Genomic DNA, 20,445 nt, shown 5'->3' with positions numbered 1-20,445 from the left:
GAAGGCCGCAAACGTACAACAGAGGCACCTCAGTAGGCGCCGTAGCCTGACCCCGTGAAGTCGGACCGCCTGCTGTCGATCCTCCTACTGCTGCAAACCCGCGGCCGCGTCTCCGCCCCAGAGTTGGCAGACCGCCTCGAAGTCTCCGTCCGCACGATCTACCGAGACGTAGAGGCCCTCTCGGCGGCAGGCATCCCCGTCTACGCCGAGCGCGGGCGAACCGGCGGCATCCAACTCCTCGACGGTTTCCGCACGGACGTCACCGGCCTGACGGCCGACGAGTCGAGGGCGTTGTTCGTCCTCGCGGCCCAGGGCGCCCACCAGGCCCTGGGCCTGGACACGGCCCTCGGCCAGGCCCTGCGCAAGGTGATGGCCGCGCTCCCCGCCCCCCACCGCCCGGCCGCGGAGGCGACCTCCCGCCGCATCCTCGTGGACGCCACCCGCTGGCGCGGTGAGGCCGCCGACCCCGCCGACCTCGGAACACTCCAGGACGCCGTCTTCACCGACAGACGCCTGAGGCTGAGCTACCGGCACAGCGGCGCCCCCGAGCCCCGCACCTACACGGTCGACCCGTACGGCCTCGTCGCGAAGGCCGGCGTCTGGTACCTGGTGGCCGACCGCCGGGGAACCCCCCGTCTGTTCCGCGCCGACCGCATCCACCAGGCCACGGTCCTGCCCGACACCGTCCACCGCCGCCCCGGCGTCGAACTCGCCGACGTCTGGGAGGCGCTGCGCCGCGAGGTGGAGAAGCGCCGCGGAGGCCTGGAGGTCACCGCCAGGGTCCGCCGCGACCGCCTCGACCTCTTCCTGCGCCTGAACGCCCCCTGGCTGACCGGCCGTCCGGCCGAGGAGGACACCGACGGCGACTGGATCACCGTACGACTGGCGTACGAGGTCCTCGGCGAGGCGCGTCAACTGCTGCAGTTCGGCGATCGCGTGGAGGTCCTGGAGCCGGCCGAGGTGCGCGAGGAGCTGGCGCGGGCGGCGCGGGCCGTCGCGGAGCTGTACGGCGGCGGGGTCAGTCCAGCCAGTGCGCGCGGCCTACGCCGATGAGGCGCAGCTGGCGGGCGGCGACCCGGGTGACGCGCTGCCGCTGTTCCTCGGTGGCCTCCTGGGCCTCCAGGAGCAGGGAGGCGGTCATCAGCATCTGGTCGACGTAGAGGCCGGCCAGCATCAGCAGGTCGTCGTCGCTCCAGCCCTCGGCCTCCGGGTCCTTGGCCAGCTCCGTCTTCACCTCCTCGGTGAAGCGGGCGAGTTGGTCGCGGATGGCCTCGCGCACGGGCTGCACCCCGCCGTGCCGTTCGCGGGCGATGAACCGGACGTGGGCGGGGTGGGTGTCCACATGGCCGCTGATCAGCTCGATGGCGCGGGCGATGCGCCGGTCGCTGTCGCCGGTGGTGGACACCGTGGTCCGGATCATCGGGTGCAGGCTGCCGAGCGCCTCTTCGACCAGCGCGACTCCGAGGTCCGCGGTGGAGCGGAAGTGCCGGTAGAACGCGGTCGGCGCGACCCCGACGGCACGGGTGACCTCACGCAGGCCCAGGCTGCTCAGGCTCTGGTGCTCCAGCAGCTCCAGGGCCGCGTCCAGGAGGGCCTGACGGGTCTTCTGCTTCTGGGCCTGCCGGACGCCGAGGATGTGACTCATGCCATACAGTTAACAACTGTTCTCCGGAATTGGGAAGTCGTCCTGTGCGCTAGACTCAAGAGTCAGTGAACAAGTGTAACTACAAACGTTCACCGAAGCTTCAGGGGGGCGAACCCCTGAGGCGTTCCGGAGGGGGATTCCATCCCATGCTGTTTCTCGTCGCCGCACTCCTGCTGCTCGGTGTGGTCCTGGGCGCCGTCGCCCACGCACCGCTCTCCGTCAGCCTCGTCGCGGCCGCCGTGATCGCCGTCTGGCTCGGCGTCTTCGCCCTGCGCGAGCGGCACGGCCGCCGCCACCACACACCCACCCGCTGACCATCGGGAGCCGATCGTCATGCAGCTGACCGCCCCGGCCACCGGCCGGACCACCACCAACGCCCGCGACGCCGACGGCATGGCCGTCGCGTCCTTCGTCCTCGGCCTGCTGGGCCTGCTCGTCTTCAACCTCTTCCTCGGCCCGACCGCGATCGTCCTGGCGGGCGTCGCGCTGTGGCGCGGGACCGGCCGGCGCGGCCGCGCCCTCCTCGGGCTCGGACTCGGCGTCGCCGACCTCGTCGTGCTCGTCGCGCTGATGCAGGCGGACAACGCGCTCTCCTGGAGCTTCTGAGTCCGCGGCCGCTGAGTCGGTTTCCGGCCTCGCTCCGCGGGCACCGCACGCGGCCCCGCCATGAAGGCCCCGTAGAATCGGCGTCACCATGGCATACCTCGACCACGCCGCGACGACCCCGATGCTTCCGGAGGCGGCAGAGGCCCTGACCGCCCACCTGGGCGTCACCGGAAACGCCTCGTCCCTCCACGCGTCGGGCCGCAGGGCTCGCCGTACGGTCGAGGAAGCCCGCGAGGCCCTCGGCGAGGCGCTCGGCGCCCGCCCCAGCGAGGTCGTCTTCACCTCGGGCGGCACCGAGGCCGACAACCTCGCGGTGAAGGGCCTGTACTGGGCCCGCCGTGACGCCGACCCGGCCCGCACCCGGGTCCTCGCCAGCCCCGTCGAGCACCACGCCGTGCTCGACGCCGTGCACTGGCTCGGCGAACACGAGGGCGCCACGGTCGAGTACCTCCCCGTCGACAGCTACGGCCGCGTCCACCCCGACGCCCTGCGCGAGGCCATCGCCCGCAACCCCGACGACGTCGCCCTCGCCACCGTCATGTGGGCAAACAACGAGATCGGCACCGTCCTGCCGGTCCGTGAACTGGCCGACGCGGCGGGGGAGTTCGGGGTTCCGCTGCACGCCGACGCGGTCCAGGCCTTCGGTCAGATTCCGGTCGACTTCGCCGCCTCGGGACTCGCCGCGATGACCGTCTCCGGCCACAAGATCGGCGGGCCGTACGGCATCGGCGCGCTGCTCCTCGGCCGGGAGTACACCCCCGTGCCCGTGCTGCACGGCGGCGGCCAGGAGCGGCATGTGCGCTCCGGCACACTCGACGTGCCCGCCATCGCCTCCTTCGCCGTGGCCGGACGCCTCGCCGCCGAGCAGCGCGAGTGGTTCGCCCGCGAGATCGGCGCCCTGCGCGACGAGCTGGTGACCGCGGTCCGCGCGGCCGTGCCCGACGCGATCCTCGGCGGTGACCCGGCGCCCGAGGGCCGCCTGCCCGCCAACGCCCACTTCACCTTCCCCGGCTGCGAGGGCGACTCCCTGCTCCTGCTGCTCGACGCACAGGGCATCGAGTGCTCCACCGGCTCCGCCTGCACGGCCGGAGTCGCCCAGCCCAGCCATGTGCTGCTCGCCACCGGAACCGACCCGGACCTGGCCCGCGGCACCCTGCGCTTCTCCCTCGGCCACACCTCCACCGAGGCCGACGTCGAGGCCGTCGCCAAGGCCATCGGTCCGGCGGTGGAGCGAGCCCGGGCGGCGGGGCTGACCTGAGCCGTTGGGTGGGAGCCGGTGCGGGGCTGACCTGGGCTGCTGCGTGGGAGCCGGTGCGGGGCTGACCTGAGCCGCTACGCGGGCGCGGGCGGCGGGGCTGACCTGAGCCGCTGGACGGGGGCCGGTGCCGGGGCTGACCTGAGCTGCTACGCCCGGGCCGGTGTCGGGGACGACGACGGGGCCTGTGTCGTCGCCGGTGCCGTACGAGCCCGTCGTACGAGCTTCAGATAGCGGTCCCAGTCCCAGTGCGGCCCCGGGTCGGTGTGGTCCGTGCCCGGCACCTCCACATGGCCGATGATGTGCTCGCGGTCGACGGGGATGTCGTAACGCGCGCATATCCGGGCCGTCAGACGCGCCGAGGCCGCGTACATCGCGTCCGTGAAGTCCTGCGGGCGGTCCACGAATCCGGCGTGCTCGATGCCCACACTGCGCTCGTTGTACTCCCGGTTGCCCGCGTGGTACGCCACGTCCAGCTCGCGGATCATCTGGGTGATCCGGCCGTCCTGGCCGACGATGTAGTGCGCCGCCGCTTTGTGCCCCGGGTCCTGGAACACCTGCACCGCGCTCGCGAAGCTGCCCTGGGTGACATGGATGACCACCAGGTCGATGCCGTAGTCGTCTGGCCGGTCCGCCCAGCGGAAGTTGGCGTCGGACGCCGCCGTCCAGCGGGCACCCTCGAAGTCGACCGCGCCCTCCACGCGCGGCTTCTCCACGCCCGGCGCCCGCCACCACAGTCTGCGCAGCTCGTCGCGGGCGAGCACCGCGACGCCGGCCGCGGCCGCCATGCCGCCGGCGATCAGCGCGCGCCGCCTGATCTGCCGGTCCGTGTCGCCCGTAGTCCGTCCCATGTGATCTCCAACGGATATGCGCGGGATCCGGTTCCCGCGCCCCCGTACCCTGGAAGGGTTATGACTGACACCCCGCAGCGCTCCCGCCCCCTCCGCGTCCTCGCCGCCATGTCCGGAGGCGTCGACTCCGCCGTCGCCGCCGCCCGCGCCGCCGAGGCGGGCCACGACGTGACCGGCGTCCACCTCGCGCTCTCCGCGAACCCGCAGTCCTTCCGCACGGGCGCGCGCGGCTGCTGCACCATCGAGGACTCCCGCGACGCCCGCCGCGCCGCGGACGTCATCGGCATCCCGTTCTACGTCTGGGACCTCGCCGACCGCTTCCGCGAGGACGTGGTCGAGGACTTCATCGCCGAGTACGAGGCCGGCCGTACGCCCAACCCGTGCCTGCGCTGCAACGAGAAGATCAAGTTCGCGGCGCTGCTGGACAAGGCGCTCGCGCTCGGCTTCGACGCGGTCTGCACCGGCCACTACGCCAAGGTGATCGTCGGCGAGGACGGCACGCGCGAGCTGCACCGCGCCTCCGACATGGCCAAGGACCAGTCGTACGTCCTCGGTGTCCTGGACGACCAGCAGCTCGCCCACGCGATGTTCCCGCTCGGCGACACACTGACGACGAAGGAAGAGATCCGCGCGGAGGCCGAGCGCCGGGGCCTGGCCGTGGCGAAGAAGCCCGACTCGCACGACATCTGCTTCATCGCCGACGGTGACACCCAGGGCTTCCTGGCGAAGCGGCTCGGCAAGGCGGAGGGCGACATCGTCGACGAGTCCGGCACCCGGCTCGGCACCCACGAGGGCGCCTACGGCTTCACCATCGGCCAGCGCAAGGGCCTGCGCATCGGCACGCCCGCCGCCGACGGCAAGCCGCGCTACGTCCTCGACATCTCCCCGGTGAACAACACCGTGACGGTCGGCCCGGCCGAGTCCCTGGACGTCAGCGAGCTGCGCGCCATCAAGCCCCGCTGGTGCGGCGCCGCCCCCACCGGCCCCGGCACCTACACCGCCCAGCTGCGTGCCCACGGCGGCGAGACCGAGGTCACCGCGGAACTGGTGGACGGCTCGTTGCAGGTGACGTTCCGAGAGCCCGTGCGCGGCGTCGCCCCCGGCCAGGCGATCGTCCTGTACGACGGCACGCGCGTGGTGGGCTCGGCGACGATCGCCTCGACCACGCGCGTGGCGGCACTGTCACAGCCTTGATCCGGCTGTCGCACGCCTGATCCGGCTGTCGCACCCGTGATCTAAAGTGCCTGCACCGGACGGAAGATCGTTCGTCCGGTGATCACAGGTACACAACAGGGGTGGGACATGACTCTGCGGAAGCAGCGCAGACTCTCGCGCGCGGCGACCGTGCTCACGGCCGCCGGTACGGCGCTCGCCAGCACACTGCTCATGGCGCCCGGCGCGCACGCGGCCGACAGCGACATCACGTTCTCGAACGTGGTCATCAACAAGGGCAAGCCGATCGTCCTCGGCACCGGCGCCCAGATCGAGGTGCCGCTGACGTACACGGTCAAGACGAACGTCAAGCTGGACGACTGGTGGGTCTCGGCCTACCGCGGGACCCTCGACGGCAGCGAGAAGGTGCTGGCCATCGGGACCATCCAGTGGAGCTGCCGGCAGTCCACGGCCGGCGGCTACACCTTCTACGACTGCGACGAGTCGCTCCAGGTCGACCCCGACCTGCTGGTCGGCGGCGACAAGCTCGTGAACAGCGACGCCACCGTCTGGAAGACCACCGGCACGGCGATCAAGGTCGGCGGCGGTTACGACACCGACCTGCTCTCCTACACGACCCGCCTCAAGCGCGCCTCCGTCATCGAGAGCGCCGACGCGAGCCCGGAGCCGGTCGCCAAGGGCAAGCCGATCACGATCAAGGGCACGCTGAAGCGCGCCAACTGGAACACCCACCGCTACGACCTGTACGGCGGCCAGAAGGTCGTCCTGCAGTTCAAGGCGGCGGGCACCACCGCGTGGACCTATGTGAAGACGGTCACGACCTCCACCACGGGCGCCCTGAAGACCACCGTCACCGCCGCCAAGGACGGCACCTGGCGCTGGTACTACGCCGGCAACTCCATCACGGGCGCCAAGGCGACCACCGGCGACTACGTGGACGTCCGCTAACGAGGCGTCCCGGCCGGGCGGCGGAGCGGGCCCCGTACGGTGTTCTGCATGAACATCTGCGTCTTCCTCTCCGCCGCCGACCTCGACGACCGATACACCCGCCCCGCCCGTGAGTTCGCCGAGCTGATGGGCAAGGGCGGGCACACGCTCGTGTGGGGCGGTTCGGACGTCGGCCTGATGAAGGTCGTGGCGGACGGTGTGCAGGAGGCGGGCGGCCGGCTGGTCGGCGTCTCCGTGGGCTTCCTGTCCGCGAAGGCCCGCTCGGGCGCCGACGAGATGGTGATCGCCCGCGACCTCGCCGAGCGCAAGAAGCTGCTCCTGGAGAAGGCCGACGCCGTCGTGATCATGGTGGGCGGCACCGGCACCCTCGACGAGGCGACCGAGATCCTCGAGCTGAAGAAGCACGGCCACACCGACAAGCCGGTCGTGCTGCTCAACACCGCCGGCTTCTACGACGGCCTCAAGGAGCAGTTCCGCCGCATGGACACCGAGGGCTTCCTGCCCCGGCCGCTCACCGACCTGGTGTTCTTCGCCGAGGAGCCGGTGGGCGCGCTGGCCTACCTCGAGGAGAGCCAGGGCGTGCGGTAGTGCGAGCATGGCGGGCATGGCTACACATGTGATCACCGGGGCCGGCTCCGGCATCGGCGCGGCCGTCGCCCGCCGTCTGCACGCGCGCGGGGACGAACTCGTGCTCCACGCGCGCGACGCGGGCCGCGCCAAGGAGCTGGCGGCCGAGTTCCCCGGCGCCAGGACCCTCGTCGGCGACCTGGCCGACCCCGACAAGCTCAGCTGGGCCTTCTCCCACCAGACGCTGCCGGACCAGGTCGACACCCTGCTGCACATCGCCGGCGTGGTCGACCTCGGCCCGGTCGGGGACCTGACGCCGAAGGCCTGGCGCCACCAGCTCAACGTCAACCTGATCTCCCCGGCCGAGCTGACCCGCCACTTCCTGCCCCAGCTGCGCGCCACGCGCGGGCATGTGGTCTTCGTCAACTCCGGCGCGGGCCTCGCCGCCCACGCCGACTGGTCCGCCTACGCCGCCTCCAAGCACGGCCTGAAGGCCCTCGCCGACTCCCTGCGCCACGAGGAGCACGCCAACGGCGTCCGCGTCACCTCCGTCTACCCCGGCCGCACCGCCAGCCCCATGCAGGCCAAGGTCCACCAGCAGGAGGGCAAGGAGTACGACGCCTCGAAGTGGATCGACCCCGAGTCCGTCGCGACGACGATCCTGACGGCGATCGACCTGCCGAGGGACGCGGAGATCAACGACCTGACGGTACGGCCGGGCCGCTGACGGCCCGCTGCTCACGCCCAGGGGGCTCAGCCCCCTGGACCACTACGTAGGCTTCCTGGCGTGAACCAACACTTCAGCTTCGCCCCCGCCACCGGCATCGGCTCCATGCCCGGTGGTGACGCCCGGGAGGCCGCCAAGACCGTCACCGGGTCCTTCGAGGACTTCCCGTATCTCGCCGAGCTGCCCGCGCGCGGTCCGGGCGCGGACATGATCGGGCGGACCGCGGGGATGCTCGTCGAGCTGTACGCGCGCGTGGAGCCCAGCGGCTGGCGCATCGGTGACCGGCCCGGCCGGGACACCAAGCGGGCCCGCTCCTGGCTGCGGGAGGACCTGGACGCGCTGGAGGAGTTCACCCAGGACTATCAGGGCCCGCTGAAGGTGCAGGCGGTCGGTCCGTGGACCCTCGCCGCGAGCCTGGAGCTGCGCAACGGCGAGGCCGCGCTGTCCGACCCCGGTGCCTGCCGCGACCTCGCCGCCTCCCTCACCGAGGGCCTGCGCCAGCACCTCGCCGAGGTGCGACGCCGCATCCCCGGCGCCCAGCTCGTCCTCCAGCTCGACGAGCCGTCCCTGACCGCCGTACTGCGCGGGCAGGTGAGGACCGCCAGCGGCTACCGCACCCACCGCGCTGTCGACCGGCAGGTCGTCGAGGCCACGCTCCGGGACGTGATCGGGGTGCACGAGGAGGGCCGCACCGTGGTCCACTCGTGCGCACCGGACGTCCCGTTCGCCCTGCTGCGCCGGGCGGGCGCGGCCGGGGTCTCCTTCGACTTCTCGCTCCTCACCGAGCGTGACGACGACGCGATCGGGGAGGCCGTGGAGGCGGGCACCCGGCTCTTCACCGGTGTCGTACCGGGCACGGACGGCCCATTGTCAGACCCTGCCGGTAGCGTCATGGGTGTCAGGACGCTGTGGCGCAGGCTGGGGCTGCAACCGGGTCTTCTCCCGGAGGCGGTCACGGTCACCCCGGCATGCGGACTCGCGGGCGCGTCCCCCGAGTACGCCCGCCGGGCCCTCGCCCACTGCGCCCGGGCGGCGAGATCACTCGCGGACAACCCTGAGTAACGGGAGGACGACACGGTGGCCGGCGACAAGCAAGCGGAGACGACGGTGCCCGCACAAGCGCGGGAGCAGCACGCGAAGCTCGCTGAGCAGATCGAGGAGCACCGCTTCCGGTACTACGTGAAGGACGCTCCCGTCATCAGCGACGCGGACTTCGACAAGCTCCTGCGCTCTCTGGAGGCGCTGGAGGAGGAGTACCCGGAGCTGCGGACGCCGGACTCGCCCACGCAGAAGGTCGCGGGCGCGTACGAAACCGAGTTCACGGCCGTCCAGCACGCCCAGCGCATGCTGTCGCTGGACAACGCCTTCGACGACCTGGAGCTGGCGGCTTGGGCCGAGCGCGTCCACAAGGACGTCGGCACCTCCGCGTACCACTTCCTGTGCGAGCTGAAGGTCGACGGCCTCGCCGTCAACCTCACGTACGAGCACGGCCGCCTCACCCGCGCGGCCACCCGTGGCGACGGCCGCACCGGCGAGGACATCACGCCCAACGTCCGTACGATCGCCGAGATCCCCGACCGCCTGAAGGGCGACAGCGTCCCGGACCTGGTGGAGATCCGCGGCGAGGTCTACTTCCCGATGGAGAAGTTCGAGGAGCTCAACGCCCGTCTGGTGGAGGCCGGCGACAAGCCCTTCGCCAACCCGCGCAACGCGGCGGCCGGTTCGCTGCGCCAGAAGGACCCGCGCGTCACCGCCTCGCGCCCGCTGCACATGGTCGTCCACGGCATCGGCGCCCTCGAGGGCTACGACGGCATGACCCGCCTCTCCGAGGCGTACGACCTGCTCAAGTCCTGGGGCCTGCCCACCTCCACGCACAACAAGGTGGTCGACGACCTCGACGGCGTACGGCAGTTCATCGCCTACTACGGCGAGAACCGCCACTCCGTGGAGCACGAGATCGACGGCGTGGTCGTCAAACTCGACGAGATCCGCCTTCAGGGCCGCCTGGGCTCCACGGCACGCGCCCCCCGCTGGGCGATCGCGTACAAGTACGCGCCGGAGGAGGTCAACACCAAGCTGATCAACATCCGCGTGGGCGTGGGCCGTACGGGCCGGGTCACGCCGTACGCGCAGGTCGAGCCGGTGACGGTGGCGGGCTCGGAGGTCGAGTTCGCGACGCTGCACAACCAGGACGTGGTCAAGGCCAAGGGTGTGCTGATCGGCGACACCGTGGTGCTGCGCAAGGCCGGTGACGTCATCCCCGAGATCCTCGGCCCGGTGGTGGACCTGCGGGACGGCACCGAGCGGGAGTTCGTGATGCCGTCGGAGTGCCCCGAGTGCGGGACCCCGCTCAGGCCGATGAAGGAGGGCGACGTCGACCTGCGCTGCCCGAACGCCCGCACCTGCCCGGCCCAGCTGCGCGAGCGTCTGTTCTACCTCGCGGGCCGCAGGGCGCTGGACATCGAGCACTTCGGCTATGTGGCCGCGGCCGCGCTCACCAAGCCCCTGGAGCCGTCCGACCCGCCGCTGAAGGACGAGGGCGACCTGTTCGACCTGACGGTGGAGCAGCTGCTGCCCATCAAGGCGTACGTCCTGGACCAGGACAGCGGGCTGCCCAAGCGGGACCCGAAGACCGGCGAGGAGAAGATCGTCACGGTCTTCGCCAACCAGCAGGGCGAGGCGAAGAAGAACGCGCTTGCGATGCTGGAGAACATCGCGGCCGCCAAGGAGCGCCCCCTGGCCCGGCTGCTGACCGGACTGTCCATCCGGCACGTCGGCCCGGTCGCCGCGGAGGCGCTCGCGCGCGAGTTCCGCTCGATCGACCGCATCCAGCAGGCCGACGAGGCGGAGCTCACCGCGGTCGACGGCGTGGGCGGGATCGTCGCCAAGGCCCTCAAGGAGTGGTTCGCCGAGGACTGGCACCAGGAGATCCTGCGCAAGTGGAAGGCCGCCGGCGTCCGGCTGGAGGAGGAAGGTTCAGGCGAGGACGAGGGCCCGCGCCCGCTGGAGGGCCTCACCGTCGTGGTCACCGGCACCCTGGAGCGCTTCACCCGGGACGCGGCCAAGGACGCCCTGCAGAGCCGCGGCGCGAAGGTGACCGGTTCGGTGTCGAAGAAGACCTCGTTCGTCGTTGTGGGTGACAACCCCGGATCGAAGTACGACAAGGCGATGCAGCTGAAGGTTCCCGTCCTGAACGAGGACGGTTTCGACGTCCTGCTCGAAGAAGGGCCGGAAGCAGCCGCAGAAGTCGCACTTCCGACCGAGGAGTAGCGGTTGAAGGCCACCCGATCGGCGCATATCAGATGCATACGGGTGGCCAGGGCGCATTCGGGCAACCGTCCGCGACCGCTGCCCGAGGAAGCCGTCAGCGGCCTACTGTTGGGATATGCGCCTGCCGTGCCCCGCTGCGGTCGGGGCATCGCTCTGCTCCCGGAGGGCAGAGGGAAAGGGATTTCCGACGCGGTGCCGTTGAAGGATGTCGGGCATCGGGCCGCGTGGCGTGGGCACCGCCGGCTGTGAGAGGGACGGGAATGGAACCGACCGAGAGCGCCGCCCCGCACTCATGGCTGCGGCGACTGGCCGGCGTGTGGCGCGGGGGCTGGGGAGCCCCCCGAAGCGCCGACGCACGCGAGCACGCCACCGACCGGACGGGCACGGGCCGGCTCGGCACCGTGCCCCTCGGCACCGCCCGGCTCACGGCCGGGCAGGTCCACGGACTGCCCGGTGCCGAGGCCGAACGGCACGCCTCCTGGCCCCCGCTGCCCACCGCGGTCGTCGCGGCCGCCGGGTTCACCCTGGGCGCCGGGTTCTACCGGGCCTTCACCGGCGGCCACGCCCTCTTCCCGGCCGGCACGGCCGGCTGGTCGCTGGCCGTGCTGACCGGCCTGATCGTCGGCCATCTGGTCATGCTGGGCCGCGCCCGCTGGTGGGGCGGCACCGGCTCGGGCGCCGCCCTCACCCTCGCCGTGCTGCTGCTGTACGGCTGGGTGCCGGCCGGGATGGTCAGCCTCACCGTCGTCGTGCTGGTCGGCATAGCCCGGCGCCACCGCTGGCGGCAGGGCGTGCTGCACGGCGGGGTGGACATCCTCGGCATCGGTGCGGGCGCCCTGGTGCTGGCCGGCTTCGGCCGGGTGCCGTCCGTGGAGCACCCCTGGTACCCGGACACCTGGACCTTCTACACCGCCCCTCAGGTGGTGCTGGCCGCCGTCGCGTACCTCGTCGTCACCCGCGCCCTGCTGTGGTACCTGCACGCGCCCCGCTCCGGCGGACTGCCCACCGTCGCCCGTACCGCCCTGGTCAGACAGGGCCTGGTGGCGGTCGCACTGCTCGGCATAGCCCCGCTGGTGTGCGTCGTCGCCATGGCCGAGCCGATCCTGCTGCCGCTGTTCGCGATCCCGCTCGTCGCCCTCGACTCCACCCTGTGGATAGCCCGCGCCCGCGCCGAGGAGCAACTGCGCGACCCGCTGACCGGGCTGCCCAACCGGCAGTGGCTCCTGGAGCGCATCTGGACCGCCCTGGACGACGCCGAGCGCATCGGCGCCCGGGCCGCCCTGATGCTGATCGACCTCGACCGTTTCCGATCGGTCAACGACACGCTCGGCCATCTCGCCGGTGACCGGCTGCTGCTGCAGACCGCCGACCGGCTGCGCCTCGCCCTTCCGCGCGGCGCGGAGGTGGCGCGGCTCGGCGGCGACGAGTTCGCCGTGTTACTGCCGGTCGCCGACTCCACCACGTCCGCGACCCGTATCGCCCGCGGCATCGTCGCCGCCCTCAGCTCCCCGCTCGACCTCGACGGGCTCACGCTCGTCCTGGAGGCCAGCGCCGGAGTCGCCGTCTTCCCCGACCACGCCCTCGACGCGGAGGGCATGCTCCGCCGCGCCGACGTGGCGATGTACCAGGCCAAGCGGGACCGCACCGGCGTCGAGGTGTACGAGTCCAAGCGCGACTCCAACACCCCCGACCGCCTCGGACTCCTGGCCGACCTGCGCCGGGCGCTGGACGCGCACGAGGTGCAGCTGCACTACCAGCCCAAGGTCCGCTTCGACGGCCAGGTGGCGGGCCTGGAGGCCCTGGTCCGCTGGGTGCACCCGGAGCGGGGCAAGGTGCCGCCGGACGAGTTCATAGCGATCGCCGAGTCCTCCGGGCTCATGCCGCACCTCACCGAGTACGTCCTGGAGACCGCGCTCGGCCAGGTCGCCAAGTGGCGCTCCCAGGGCCTGTTCGTGCCCGTCGCGGTCAACGTCTCCCCGCGCGACGTGCACACCCCCGGCTTCGCCGGCTCCGTCGCCGCCCGCCTGGCCCGCCACGGCGTCCCGGCCGGGGCGCTCCAGCTGGAGATCACCGAGCACGTCCTGCTGGAGGACCCGCAGCGCGCCGCCGACACCCTCGCCGGGCTCACCGGCCACGGCGTGAAGATGTCCCTGGACGACTTCGGCACCGGCTACTCCTCCCTCGTCCACCTGCGCCGCCTGCCGGTCAGCGAGCTCAAGATCGACCGGTCCTTCGTGGCCCGCCTCGCCGTCGACAACGAGGACGCCGAGATCGTCCGCTGCACCGTCGACCTCGCCCATTCCCTCGGCCTCCTCGTCGTCGCCGAGGGCGTCGAGGACGACGAGACCTGGGAACGCCTGCGCGACCTGGGCTGCGACGCCGTACAGGGCTGGCTCGTCGCCGCCGCGATGCCGCCCGAGGAGACCACGGCCTGGCTCCGCGCCCGCGGCGCCCGCGGCTGGCAGCGGCCGAAGGCGGCGCTTCCCGCGGCGGAGTGACCGCGCGGGGCGGCAGCCAGGGCCTGCCGTCCGGCCTTGCGGCTGGGCGCAGCTGACCTCGGCCGCCCCGGCCAAGACGCGGAGCCCCTCGCAGCCCGCCAGGACGCGGAGCCCCTCGCAGCCGGCCAGGACGCGGTAGCCCTTTTGCAGCCGGCTGATCCGGAAGGCAGGCCCTACCCCGCTGCCGCCGTGAAGTGGCCGATCAGCAGGGCGAGCCGCTGGTCGTGGGCCTCCTCGGGGAGCCGGCCGCTGCGCATCAGGGTCACCAGGCCGTGCAGGCCCGCCCAGAAGGTCTCGGTGAGCAGGCGCGGGTCCTCACGGTCGGCCGCGATCGGCCCCACGGCCAGCAGCAGCTCGCCGAAACCCTCCCGCAGGGCCGGCGGCGCCTCGGGCGTGGCGAACGGCAGGTCCACCCGATGCGTGAACATCGCGTCGTACAGCGCGGGCTGCCGCCGGGCGAAGGCCGTATAGGCGGCGCCCACAGCCGCCAGCGCGGCCCTCGCGCCCTCGGCACCGACGCGGGCCGACCGCAGCTGCAGGGCCAGCTCCGCGAACCCCTCCACGGCCACCGCGGCCATGATCGCGTCCTTGCCCTTGAAGTGGCTGTACAGGACGGGCTGGCTGTACTCGATCTCGGCCGCCAGCCGACGCGTGGTGACCGCGTCCCAGCCCTCGGCCTCGGCCAGTTCCCGGGCGGCCGACACGATCAGCCGCTCCCGCTCCGCTCGTTCGCGCTCCCGGCGCTTCTGGATCGACATGCCAGGAATTCTAGCAGTGCTAGCAATTCTGCCGCTGCTTGTGCTAGCTTCGCTCTCGTCCCTAGCGCTGCTAGCAAGGAGCTCGCATGACCGTCACCGCGTACACCCTCGCCGCCGTACTCGACCTGTTCGTGCTCTTCATCGGCCTGCGGTTCCTGCTGCAGCCCCGCTCCTCCGCCGTCGGCTACGGCGTCCCCGCCGACCCCGGCGGCGACGCGTCCGCCTACCTCGCGATCAAGGGCCTGCGGGACGCGACCTTCGGAGTGATGGGCCTGGCGCTGCTCGCGTTCGCCGGGGCGCGGGCCGAGGCATGGTTCATGCTCTGCGTCGCGATCATCCCGCTGTTCGACACGCTGATAGTCCTGCGCCACGGCGGTACGAAGGCGGTCGCGTACGGGATTCATTTCGCCACCGCGGTCGTTGTGATCATCAGTGCCGGACTGCTGTTCGCGGTCTGAGCCACCACACGCATCAGGGGGAAGTCACATGTCGCTCTTCGTGCCCGAGTTCGACGAGACCGTGCTGGTCCGGGACGCCGACGCCGAGACGCTCGGCGCGGGCCCGTTCGCCGTGAAGCTGCTGGCCGACAGCAGTGCGTCCGGCGGGGCGCTGTCCACCGTGCGGGTCACGCTGGGGGAGGGCGCCGACGGCGCCAAGCCGCATCTGCACCGCAATTCCGCGGAGATGTTCTTCCTGCTGGACGGCGAGGCCGAGCTGCTGTCCGGGGACGACGTGGTCACCGCCGAGCGCGGTGACCTGGTGATCGTCCCGCCGGGCCGGGCGCACGCCTTCGCCGCCGCCCCCGGCAGCACCGCCGACCTGCTCATCGTCATCACACCCGGCGTGGAGCGCTTCGACTACTTCCGCCATCTGCAGCGCATACGCCTCGGCGAGGTCGGCCCGCAGAGCCTGCTGGAGGTCCAGGAGCTGTACGACAACCACTTCCTGCGCAGCCCCGCCTGGGAAGGCCGCCGGTGAGGCGGCCCGGCGCAGGGGAAACCGTTTAACGGGTACAGGGCGCTGCCCCCTAGGATTGGCCCCAAACCACACACACTCACCCCAGAGGATCGCTGCATGCCTGGCATCACGCGCGAGGAGGTCGCCCACCTCGCCCGGCTGGCGCGTCTGGAGCTGAAGCCCGAAGAGCTTGATCACTTCGCCGGCCAGCTGGACGACATCATCGGCGCGGTCGCCCGCGTCAGCGAGGTCGCCGACCAAGACGTACCGCCGACCTCGCACCCGCTCCCGCTGACGAACGTCATGCGCAAGGACGAGGTGCGTCCGTCGCTCACCCCCGAGCAGGCGCTCTCCGGCGCCCCGGCCCAGGAGCAGCAGCGTTTCAAGGTGCCGCAGATCCTGGGGGAGGACTAAGAAGCCATGACGGACATCATCAAGCTCACCGCCGCCGAGATCGCCGAGAAGATCGCTTCCGGCGAGCTCACGGCCGTCGAGGTCACCGAGGCCCACCTGGCCCGGATCGACGCCGTCGACGAGAAGGTGCACGCCTTCCTGCACGTCGACCGCGAGGGCGCACTCGCGCAGGCCCGCGCCGTCGACGACAAGCGTGCCCGCGGCGAGAAGCTCGGCCCGCTGGCCGGCGTCCCGCTCGCGCTGAAGGACATCTTCACCACCGAGGGCATCCCGACGACCGTCGGCTCCAAGATGCTCGAGGGCTGGATCCCGCCGTACGACGCGACCCTCACCAAGAGGCTGAAGGCCGCCGACGTCGTCATCCTCGGCAAGACCAACATGGACGAGTTCGCCATGGGGTCCTCCACCGAGAACAGCGCCTACGGCCCGACCGGCAACCCCTGGGACCTCACCCGCATCCCCGGCGGTTCCGGCGGCGGCTCCTCCGCCGCGCTCGCCTCCTTCGAGGCCCCGCTCGCCATCGGCACCGACACCGGCGGCTCCATCCGCCAGCCGGCCGCCGTCACCGGCACGGTCGGTGTGAAGCCGACCTACGGCGCGGTCTCCCGCTACGGCATGGTCGCCTTCTCGTCCTCCCTCGACCAGGGCGGCCCCTGCGCTCGCACGGTCCTGGACGCGGCCCTGCTGCACGAGGTCATCGCCGGGCACGACCCGCTCGACTCGACCTCCATCGACGCCCCGGTCCCGCCGGTCGTCGAGGCCGCGCGCAACGGCAGCGTGCAGGGCATGCGCGTCGGCGTGGTCAAGCAGTTCCGCGGCGAGGGCTACCAGGCCGGCGTCATCCAGCGGTTCGACGAGTCGGTCGAGCTCCTCAAGGAGCTGGGCGCCGAGATCGTCGAGCTGGACTGCCCGTCCTTCGACCTCGCTCTGTCGGCGTACTACCTGATCGCGCCCTCCGAGTGCTCCTCCAACCTCGCCCGCTTCGACGGCCTGCGCTACGGCCTGCGGACCGGCGACGACGGCACGCACTCCGCCGAGGAGGTCACCTCCCTCACCCGTGAGGCGGGCTTCGGCCCCGAGGTCAAGCGCCGCATCATGCTCGGCACGTACGCGCTCAGCTCCGGCTACTACGACGCGTACTACGGCAGCGCCCAGAAGGTCCGCACGCTCATCACGCGCGACTTCGAGAAGGCCTTCGAGCAGGTCGACGTCATCGTCTCGCCGACCACGCCGACGACCGCCTTCCCGATCGGCGAGCGCGCCGACGACCCGATGGCGATGTACCTCGCGGATCTGTGCACGATCCCGACGAACCTCGCCGGCAACGCCGCCATGTCGCTGCCCTGCGGCCTCGCCCCGGAGGACAACCTCCCGGTCGGCCTGCAGATCATCGCTCCGGCGCTGAAGGACGAGCGTCTGTACAAGGTCGGCGCCGCCGTCGAGGCCGCCTTCGTGGAAAAGTGGGGCCACCCGCTGCTGGAGGAGGCTCCGTCGCTGTGAGCAAGCTGTCGAAGGCCAAGGGCTTCAAGAAGTCCAAGAACGGCCTGTACCTGTCCATGGCCACCACCGCGTTCGGTGCGTTCAGCGTCGCGAAGCAGGCGAAGCTCGCCCGCTCCGAGAGCGACACGCTCCGTCTGGTCGATGCCGCCGTGTCCGCCGCCGCGATCGTCACCGGCCTCGCCATCCTCTACCGCGAGCTGAAGCGGCTGGGCGACGACGACGTCCTGCTGGGCTGAGAGGGAAGTTTCACCGTGACCACCACGACCGACCTGGTGTCGTACGAGGACGCACTCGCGTCGTACGACCCCGTCATGGGCCTCGAGGTCCATGTCGAACTCGGCACCAAGACCAAGATGTTCTGCGGCTGTTCGACCGCCCTCGGCCAGGACGCCAACACCCAGACCTGCCCGGTCTGCCTCGGCCTGCCCGGCGCGCTCCCGGTCGTCAACGCGACCGGCGTCGAGTCCGCCATCAAGATCGGCCTCGCCCTGAACTGCGAGATCGCCGAGTGGTGCCGCTTCGCCCGGAAGAACTACTTCTATCCGGACATGCCGAAGAACTTCCAGACCTCCCAGTACGACGAGCCGATCGCCTTCAACGGCTACCTCGACGTGCAGCTGGAGGACGGCGAGACCTTCCGCGTGGAGATCGAGCGCGCCCACATGGAGGAGGACACCGGCAAGTCGACCCACGTCGGCGGCGCGACGGGCCGTATCCACGGCGCCTCGCACTCCCTCCTCGACTACAACCGCGCCGGCATCCCCCTCATCGAGATCGTCACCAAGCCGATCGAGGGCGCGGGAGAGCGTGCGCCGGAGGTCGCGCGGGCGTACGTCCGTGAGCTGCGCGAGGTCATCCGCGCGCTCGGCGTGTCCGAGGCCCGGATGGAGATGGGCCAGATGCGCTGCGACGTGAACCTGTCGCTGCGTCCGCACGGCACCGAGAAGTTCGGCACGCGCTCGGAGACGAAGAACGTCAACTCCCTGCGCTCGGTGGAGCGTGCGGCGCGGTTCGAGATCATGCGCCACGCGGCCGTGCTCTCGTCCGGCGGCACGATCATCCAGGAGACCCGCCACTTCCACGAGGACACCGGCTCCACCACCTCGGGCCGGGTCAAGGAGGAGGCCGAGGACTACCGGTACTTCCCGGAGCCCGACCTCGTCCCGGTCGCCCCGTCCCGTGAGTGGGTCGAGGAGATCCGCGCGGCCCTCCCGGAGATGCCGCTGGCGCGCCGCACCCGGCTGCTCGCCGAGTGGGGCATCTCCGCCACCGACATGCAGTCGATCCTGAACGCCGGTGCGCTGGACCTGATCGTCGCGACGATCGAGGCCGGTGCCGACGCCGCCTCCGCCCGCAAGTGGTGGATGGGCGAGCTGGCCCGCAGCGCCAACGAATCCGGCAAGGCGCTCGACGAGCTGGCGATCACCCCGGCGCAGGTGGCCCGCGTCACCGAGCTCGTCGCGAAGGGCGACCTGAACGACAAGCTGGCCCGCCAGGTCATCGAGGGCGTCCTCGCGGGCGAGGGCACCCCCGACGAGGTCGTCGACAAGCGCGGTCTGAAGGTCGTCTCCGACGAGGGCGCCCTGACCACCGCCGTCGAGGAGGCCATCGCCGGCAACCCGGCCATCGCGGACAAGATCCGTGGCGGCAAGGTGGCCGCGGCCGGCGCCCTGGTCGGCGCGGTCATGAAGGCCACCCGCGGCCAGGCCGACGCGGCCCGCGTCAAGGAGCTGATCCTTGAGAAGCTCGGCGTCAGCGAGGGCTGAGCCCGCCGGCGAGGGCTGAACCGTCCTCGCGTACAGGCCCTGGGGACCCGTTTCCCCAGGGCCTGTGGCATGCCCGCGGCGGCCAGGCGCTACGCTCCCGCGCCATGAACGGACGTGTGGATTCCGAGACGGTGGGGATAACCGAGACGGCGGCGACAGCCGAGACGGTGGCGACGGCCGAGAGCGCCGATGAGCACCCCGCCCAGGAGGCGCGGCGGGCGCGCTGGACCGCGACCGGAAGCGGCGCCCTGCTGACCCTCGCCGGCGGCGCGGCGGCCGCTCTGCGGGCGACCGGCGGCGCCGTCCCGGCGCTGGTCCCCGCCGCCTACGCCCTCGGCGCCGTGGTCTGCGCGACCGCCGCGCTCATCGGCTCCCGCGGCCGCACCCGACGGGCGCTGTGGCTGCTGATCGCCGGGGTGACGGTGATGGCGCTCGGCGACCAGTTCGACTAGGCGGTGTTTATCGGATCTCCGGACACGAGCGGGGAGTTGGGTCCACGCTGGCTGCATGGGCCGTGGTGACCTGACGAACGCGGAGTGGGATCGGCTGAAGTCGTTCTTACCTCTTGGTGGTGCCCGTGGGGGCCGGTGGAGTGATCACCGTCGGGTGATCAACGGTGTCCTCTACCGGGTGCGAACGGGGGTGCAGTGGCGGGATCTGCCGGAGCGGTTCGGGCCTTGGGAAACGGTCTACAAGCGGCATCGCCGCTGGTCAGCGGACGGCACGTGGAAGATGCTGCTGTCACGCATCCAGGCTGCCCAGGATGCCGCGGGCCAGATCGACTGGGAGGTGTCGGTGGACTCGACCGCGGTCCGTGCCCACCAGCATGCCGCCGGCGCGAGGAAGACACCGGCCGCCGCGGTCTCTCAAAAGGGGGCCGAGCGAGGGACGAACCAGGTCGATCCGGTGTTGCGGAAACTGACGGTCCGGCTGGAGGAGGTGGTCAGGTCGGCGAGTGTCTGGGACGTTCCCGAGGCGGCTTCACCACCAAAATCCATCTCGTCTCCGACGGACGGTGCAGGCCTCTGGCCTTCGTCCTGACGCCTGGACACTACGGTGACGGCCCCCAGCTCGCGCGGGTGCTCGAGGAGGTCTCCGTGCCGCGTGTCGGGGTCGGGCGACCTCGCAAACGGCCCGACCGCGTCCTGGCGGACAAGGCCTACACCTCCCGCGGCAACCGCCGCTACCTGCGACGACGCGGAATCCCACACACCATCCCGGAACGTCTCGACCAGCAAAGACATCGGCAGAACCGAGGTTCCCGCGGCGGCCGGCCCACCGAGTTCGGCAGCGAGCTCTACAAGAAGCGCAACACCGTCGAGCGCGCCATCAACCGGTTGAAGAGCTTCCGCGCCGTCGCCACACGCTACGAGAAACGCGCCTACACCTATCTCGGAACTGTCACCGTCGCGGCCCTCATGGTCTGGCTCAGAACATGATCCGAGAAACATGGCCTAGGGCTGTGACTTGGCTCCCACTCCTGTGAATAACCCCACGAACAGACCAAAGG

22 protein-coding genes are annotated in these 20,445 nt (G+C 71.5%); 19 read left to right on the top strand and 3 right to left on the bottom strand.

All coding sequences use genetic code 11. The features are described 5' to 3' along the window. Positions 1-54 precede the first annotated feature (54 nt). A complete protein-coding gene (locus RKD23_RS11785; protein WP_424853640.1) occupies positions 55-1,053 on the top strand; it encodes a helix-turn-helix transcriptional regulator in 999 nt (332 codons plus the stop codon). Here RKD23_RS11785 and RKD23_RS11780 read toward each other — a convergent pair. Then, positions 1,019-1,645, bottom strand: a complete 627-nt coding sequence (locus RKD23_RS11780) for a TetR family transcriptional regulator (protein ID WP_424853639.1) — start codon at positions 1,643-1,645, stop codon at positions 1,019-1,021. The genes RKD23_RS11785 and RKD23_RS11780 overlap by 35 nt on opposite strands. Before the next feature lie 146 nt (positions 1,646-1,791). Here RKD23_RS11780 and RKD23_RS11775 point away from each other — a divergent pair, with 146 nt between their 5' ends. The 3 genes from RKD23_RS11775 (at position 1,792) to RKD23_RS11765 (ending at position 3,509) form a co-directional block, all read left to right on the top strand. Next, positions 1,792-1,959 carry a hypothetical protein gene (locus tag RKD23_RS11775; protein ID WP_404046086.1) on the top strand — a complete coding sequence of 56 codons (168 nt, stop codon included), beginning with the start codon at positions 1,792-1,794 and terminating at the stop codon, positions 1,957-1,959. Positions 1,960-1,978: 19 nt separating this feature from the next. After that, entirely contained in the window at positions 1,979-2,251 is a 273-nt protein-coding gene (locus RKD23_RS11770) for a DUF4190 domain-containing protein (RefSeq protein WP_424853638.1), read from the top strand. Positions 2,252-2,339: 88 nt separating this feature from the next. Beyond that, complete coding sequence (locus RKD23_RS11765; RefSeq protein ID WP_424853637.1) at positions 2,340-3,509, top strand: cysteine desulfurase family protein; 1,170 nt, start codon at positions 2,340-2,342, stop codon at positions 3,507-3,509. Between the two features lie 146 nt (positions 3,510-3,655). Here RKD23_RS11765 and RKD23_RS11760 read toward each other — a convergent pair whose 3' ends face one another. After that, positions 3,656-4,357, bottom strand: a complete 702-nt coding sequence (locus RKD23_RS11760; protein WP_424853636.1) for an N-acetylmuramoyl-L-alanine amidase — start codon at positions 4,355-4,357, stop codon at positions 3,656-3,658. Between the two features lie 60 nt (positions 4,358-4,417). Between RKD23_RS11760 and mnmA the strand changes: the two genes are divergently transcribed. From mnmA to RKD23_RS11725, 7 genes are all read left to right on the top strand, one after another. Further along, positions 4,418-5,551 carry a tRNA 2-thiouridine(34) synthase MnmA gene (mnmA, locus tag RKD23_RS11755; RefSeq protein WP_424853635.1) on the top strand — a complete coding sequence of 378 codons (1,134 nt, stop codon included), beginning with the start codon at positions 4,418-4,420 and terminating at the stop codon, positions 5,549-5,551. Between the two features lie 108 nt (positions 5,552-5,659). Continuing rightward, positions 5,660-6,478 (top strand): hypothetical protein, encoded by an 819-nt coding sequence (locus tag RKD23_RS11750; protein WP_424853634.1) that lies wholly within the window; start codon positions 5,660-5,662, stop codon positions 6,476-6,478. Between the two features lie 48 nt (positions 6,479-6,526). Beyond that, positions 6,527-7,066, top strand: a complete 540-nt coding sequence (locus RKD23_RS11745; protein WP_424853633.1) for a TIGR00730 family Rossman fold protein — start codon at positions 6,527-6,529, stop codon at positions 7,064-7,066. Between the two features lie 7 nt (positions 7,067-7,073). Continuing rightward, positions 7,074-7,772, top strand: coding sequence for an SDR family oxidoreductase (locus tag RKD23_RS11740; protein WP_424853632.1), 699 nt, complete (start codon positions 7,074-7,076; stop codon positions 7,770-7,772). Between the two features lie 60 nt (positions 7,773-7,832). After that, positions 7,833-8,834 (top strand): methionine synthase, encoded by a 1,002-nt coding sequence (locus RKD23_RS11735; RefSeq protein ID WP_424853631.1) that lies wholly within the window; start codon positions 7,833-7,835, stop codon positions 8,832-8,834. Positions 8,835-8,849: 15 nt separating this feature from the next. Next, the gene (ligA, locus tag RKD23_RS11730) at positions 8,850-11,042 is read left to right on the top strand and encodes an NAD-dependent DNA ligase LigA (RefSeq protein WP_424853630.1); all 2,193 of its coding nucleotides are present in this window, start codon (positions 8,850-8,852) and stop codon (positions 11,040-11,042) included. 260 nt (positions 11,043-11,302) lie between these two features. Next, a complete protein-coding gene (locus tag RKD23_RS11725; protein ID WP_424853629.1) occupies positions 11,303-13,540 on the top strand; it encodes a putative bifunctional diguanylate cyclase/phosphodiesterase in 2,238 nt (745 codons plus the stop codon). A gap of 173 nt (positions 13,541-13,713) precedes the next feature. Here the strand turns inward: RKD23_RS11725 and RKD23_RS11720 are convergent, their stop codons facing one another. Further along, positions 13,714-14,298, bottom strand: a complete 585-nt coding sequence (locus RKD23_RS11720; RefSeq protein ID WP_424853628.1) for a TetR/AcrR family transcriptional regulator — start codon at positions 14,296-14,298, stop codon at positions 13,714-13,716. A gap of 86 nt (positions 14,299-14,384) precedes the next feature. On the opposite strand from RKD23_RS11720, the gene RKD23_RS11715 reads away from it, so the two are divergent. The 8 genes from RKD23_RS11715 to RKD23_RS11680 all read left to right on the top strand — a co-directional run bounded on the left by RKD23_RS11715 (position 14,385) and on the right by RKD23_RS11680 (position 20,374). Then, the gene (locus RKD23_RS11715) at positions 14,385-14,756 is read left to right on the top strand and encodes a DUF4267 domain-containing protein (protein WP_424853627.1); all 372 of its coding nucleotides are present in this window, start codon (positions 14,385-14,387) and stop codon (positions 14,754-14,756) included. Between the two features lie 28 nt (positions 14,757-14,784). Then, positions 14,785-15,276: a cupin domain-containing protein gene (locus tag RKD23_RS11710; RefSeq protein ID WP_424853626.1), complete on the top strand. Its 492-nt coding sequence runs from the start codon at positions 14,785-14,787 to the stop codon at positions 15,274-15,276. A gap of 96 nt (positions 15,277-15,372) precedes the next feature. Beyond that, a complete protein-coding gene (gatC, locus tag RKD23_RS11705; RefSeq protein ID WP_016432511.1) occupies positions 15,373-15,669 on the top strand; it encodes an Asp-tRNA(Asn)/Glu-tRNA(Gln) amidotransferase subunit GatC in 297 nt (98 codons plus the stop codon). A gap of 6 nt (positions 15,670-15,675) precedes the next feature. Continuing rightward, a complete protein-coding gene (gene gatA, locus RKD23_RS11700) occupies positions 15,676-17,169 on the top strand; it encodes an Asp-tRNA(Asn)/Glu-tRNA(Gln) amidotransferase subunit GatA (protein ID WP_424853625.1) in 1,494 nt (497 codons plus the stop codon). Beyond that, complete coding sequence (locus RKD23_RS11695; RefSeq protein WP_404046124.1) at positions 17,166-17,405, top strand: hypothetical protein; 240 nt, start codon at positions 17,166-17,168, stop codon at positions 17,403-17,405. The genes gatA and RKD23_RS11695 overlap by 4 nt, the downstream gene beginning before the upstream one ends. Before the next feature lie 15 nt (positions 17,406-17,420). After that, positions 17,421-18,935 (top strand): Asp-tRNA(Asn)/Glu-tRNA(Gln) amidotransferase subunit GatB, encoded by a 1,515-nt coding sequence (gene gatB, locus RKD23_RS11690; RefSeq protein ID WP_424853624.1) that lies wholly within the window; start codon positions 17,421-17,423, stop codon positions 18,933-18,935. Between the two features lie 104 nt (positions 18,936-19,039). Beyond that, positions 19,040-19,387 carry a hypothetical protein gene (locus tag RKD23_RS11685; RefSeq protein WP_424853623.1) on the top strand — a complete coding sequence of 116 codons (348 nt, stop codon included), beginning with the start codon at positions 19,040-19,042 and terminating at the stop codon, positions 19,385-19,387. A gap of 55 nt (positions 19,388-19,442) precedes the next feature. Then, positions 19,443-20,374 (top strand): IS5 family transposase gene (locus RKD23_RS11680; RefSeq protein ID WP_424853622.1). Its coding sequence is split into 2 segments (ribosomal slippage): positions 19,443-19,815 and positions 19,815-20,374, totalling 933 coding nucleotides; the frame shifts between segments, so codons are not numbered across the junction. Positions 20,375-20,445 lie beyond the last annotated feature (71 nt).

The sequence above is a fragment of the Streptomyces sp. SAI-170 genome (genome assembly GCF_049739565.1).
Classification (GTDB): domain Bacteria; phylum Actinomycetota; class Actinomycetes; order Streptomycetales; family Streptomycetaceae; genus Streptomyces.
The sequence above is the reverse complement of the archived record's forward strand: the minus strand, read 5'-3'. Positions and strand labels throughout refer to the sequence as shown.

Excerpts from the sequence above, each read along its gene's own strand:
- RKD23_RS11780 (WP_424853639.1), bottom strand. The coding sequence starts at position 1,645 with ATGAGTCACATCCTCGGCGTCCGGCAGGCCCAGAAGCAGAAGACCCGT.
- RKD23_RS11775 (WP_404046086.1), top strand. The coding sequence starts at position 1,792 with ATGCTGTTTCTCGTCGCCGCACTCCTGCTGCTCGGTGTGGTCCTGGGC.
- RKD23_RS11770 (WP_424853638.1), top strand. The coding sequence starts at position 1,979 with ATGCAGCTGACCGCCCCGGCCACCGGCCGGACCACCACCAACGCCCGC.
- RKD23_RS11765 (WP_424853637.1), top strand. The coding sequence starts at position 2,340 with ATGGCATACCTCGACCACGCCGCGACGACCCCGATGCTTCCGGAGGCG.
- RKD23_RS11760 (WP_424853636.1), bottom strand. The coding sequence starts at position 4,357 with ATGGGACGGACTACGGGCGACACGGACCGGCAGATCAGGCGGCGCGCG.
- mnmA (WP_424853635.1), top strand. The coding sequence starts at position 4,418 with ATGACTGACACCCCGCAGCGCTCCCGCCCCCTCCGCGTCCTCGCCGCC.
- RKD23_RS11750 (WP_424853634.1), top strand. The coding sequence starts at position 5,660 with ATGACTCTGCGGAAGCAGCGCAGACTCTCGCGCGCGGCGACCGTGCTC.
- RKD23_RS11745 (WP_424853633.1), top strand. The coding sequence starts at position 6,527 with ATGAACATCTGCGTCTTCCTCTCCGCCGCCGACCTCGACGACCGATAC.
- RKD23_RS11740 (WP_424853632.1), top strand. The coding sequence starts at position 7,074 with ATGGCGGGCATGGCTACACATGTGATCACCGGGGCCGGCTCCGGCATC.
- RKD23_RS11725 (WP_424853629.1), top strand. The coding sequence starts at position 11,303 with ATGGAACCGACCGAGAGCGCCGCCCCGCACTCATGGCTGCGGCGACTG.
- RKD23_RS11720 (WP_424853628.1), bottom strand. The coding sequence starts at position 14,298 with ATGTCGATCCAGAAGCGCCGGGAGCGCGAACGAGCGGAGCGGGAGCGG.
- RKD23_RS11715 (WP_424853627.1), top strand. The coding sequence starts at position 14,385 with ATGACCGTCACCGCGTACACCCTCGCCGCCGTACTCGACCTGTTCGTG.
- RKD23_RS11710 (WP_424853626.1), top strand. The coding sequence starts at position 14,785 with ATGTCGCTCTTCGTGCCCGAGTTCGACGAGACCGTGCTGGTCCGGGAC.
- gatC (WP_016432511.1), top strand. The coding sequence starts at position 15,373 with ATGCCTGGCATCACGCGCGAGGAGGTCGCCCACCTCGCCCGGCTGGCG.
- gatA (WP_424853625.1), top strand. The coding sequence starts at position 15,676 with ATGACGGACATCATCAAGCTCACCGCCGCCGAGATCGCCGAGAAGATC.
- RKD23_RS11685 (WP_424853623.1), top strand. The coding sequence starts at position 19,040 with ATGAACGGACGTGTGGATTCCGAGACGGTGGGGATAACCGAGACGGCG.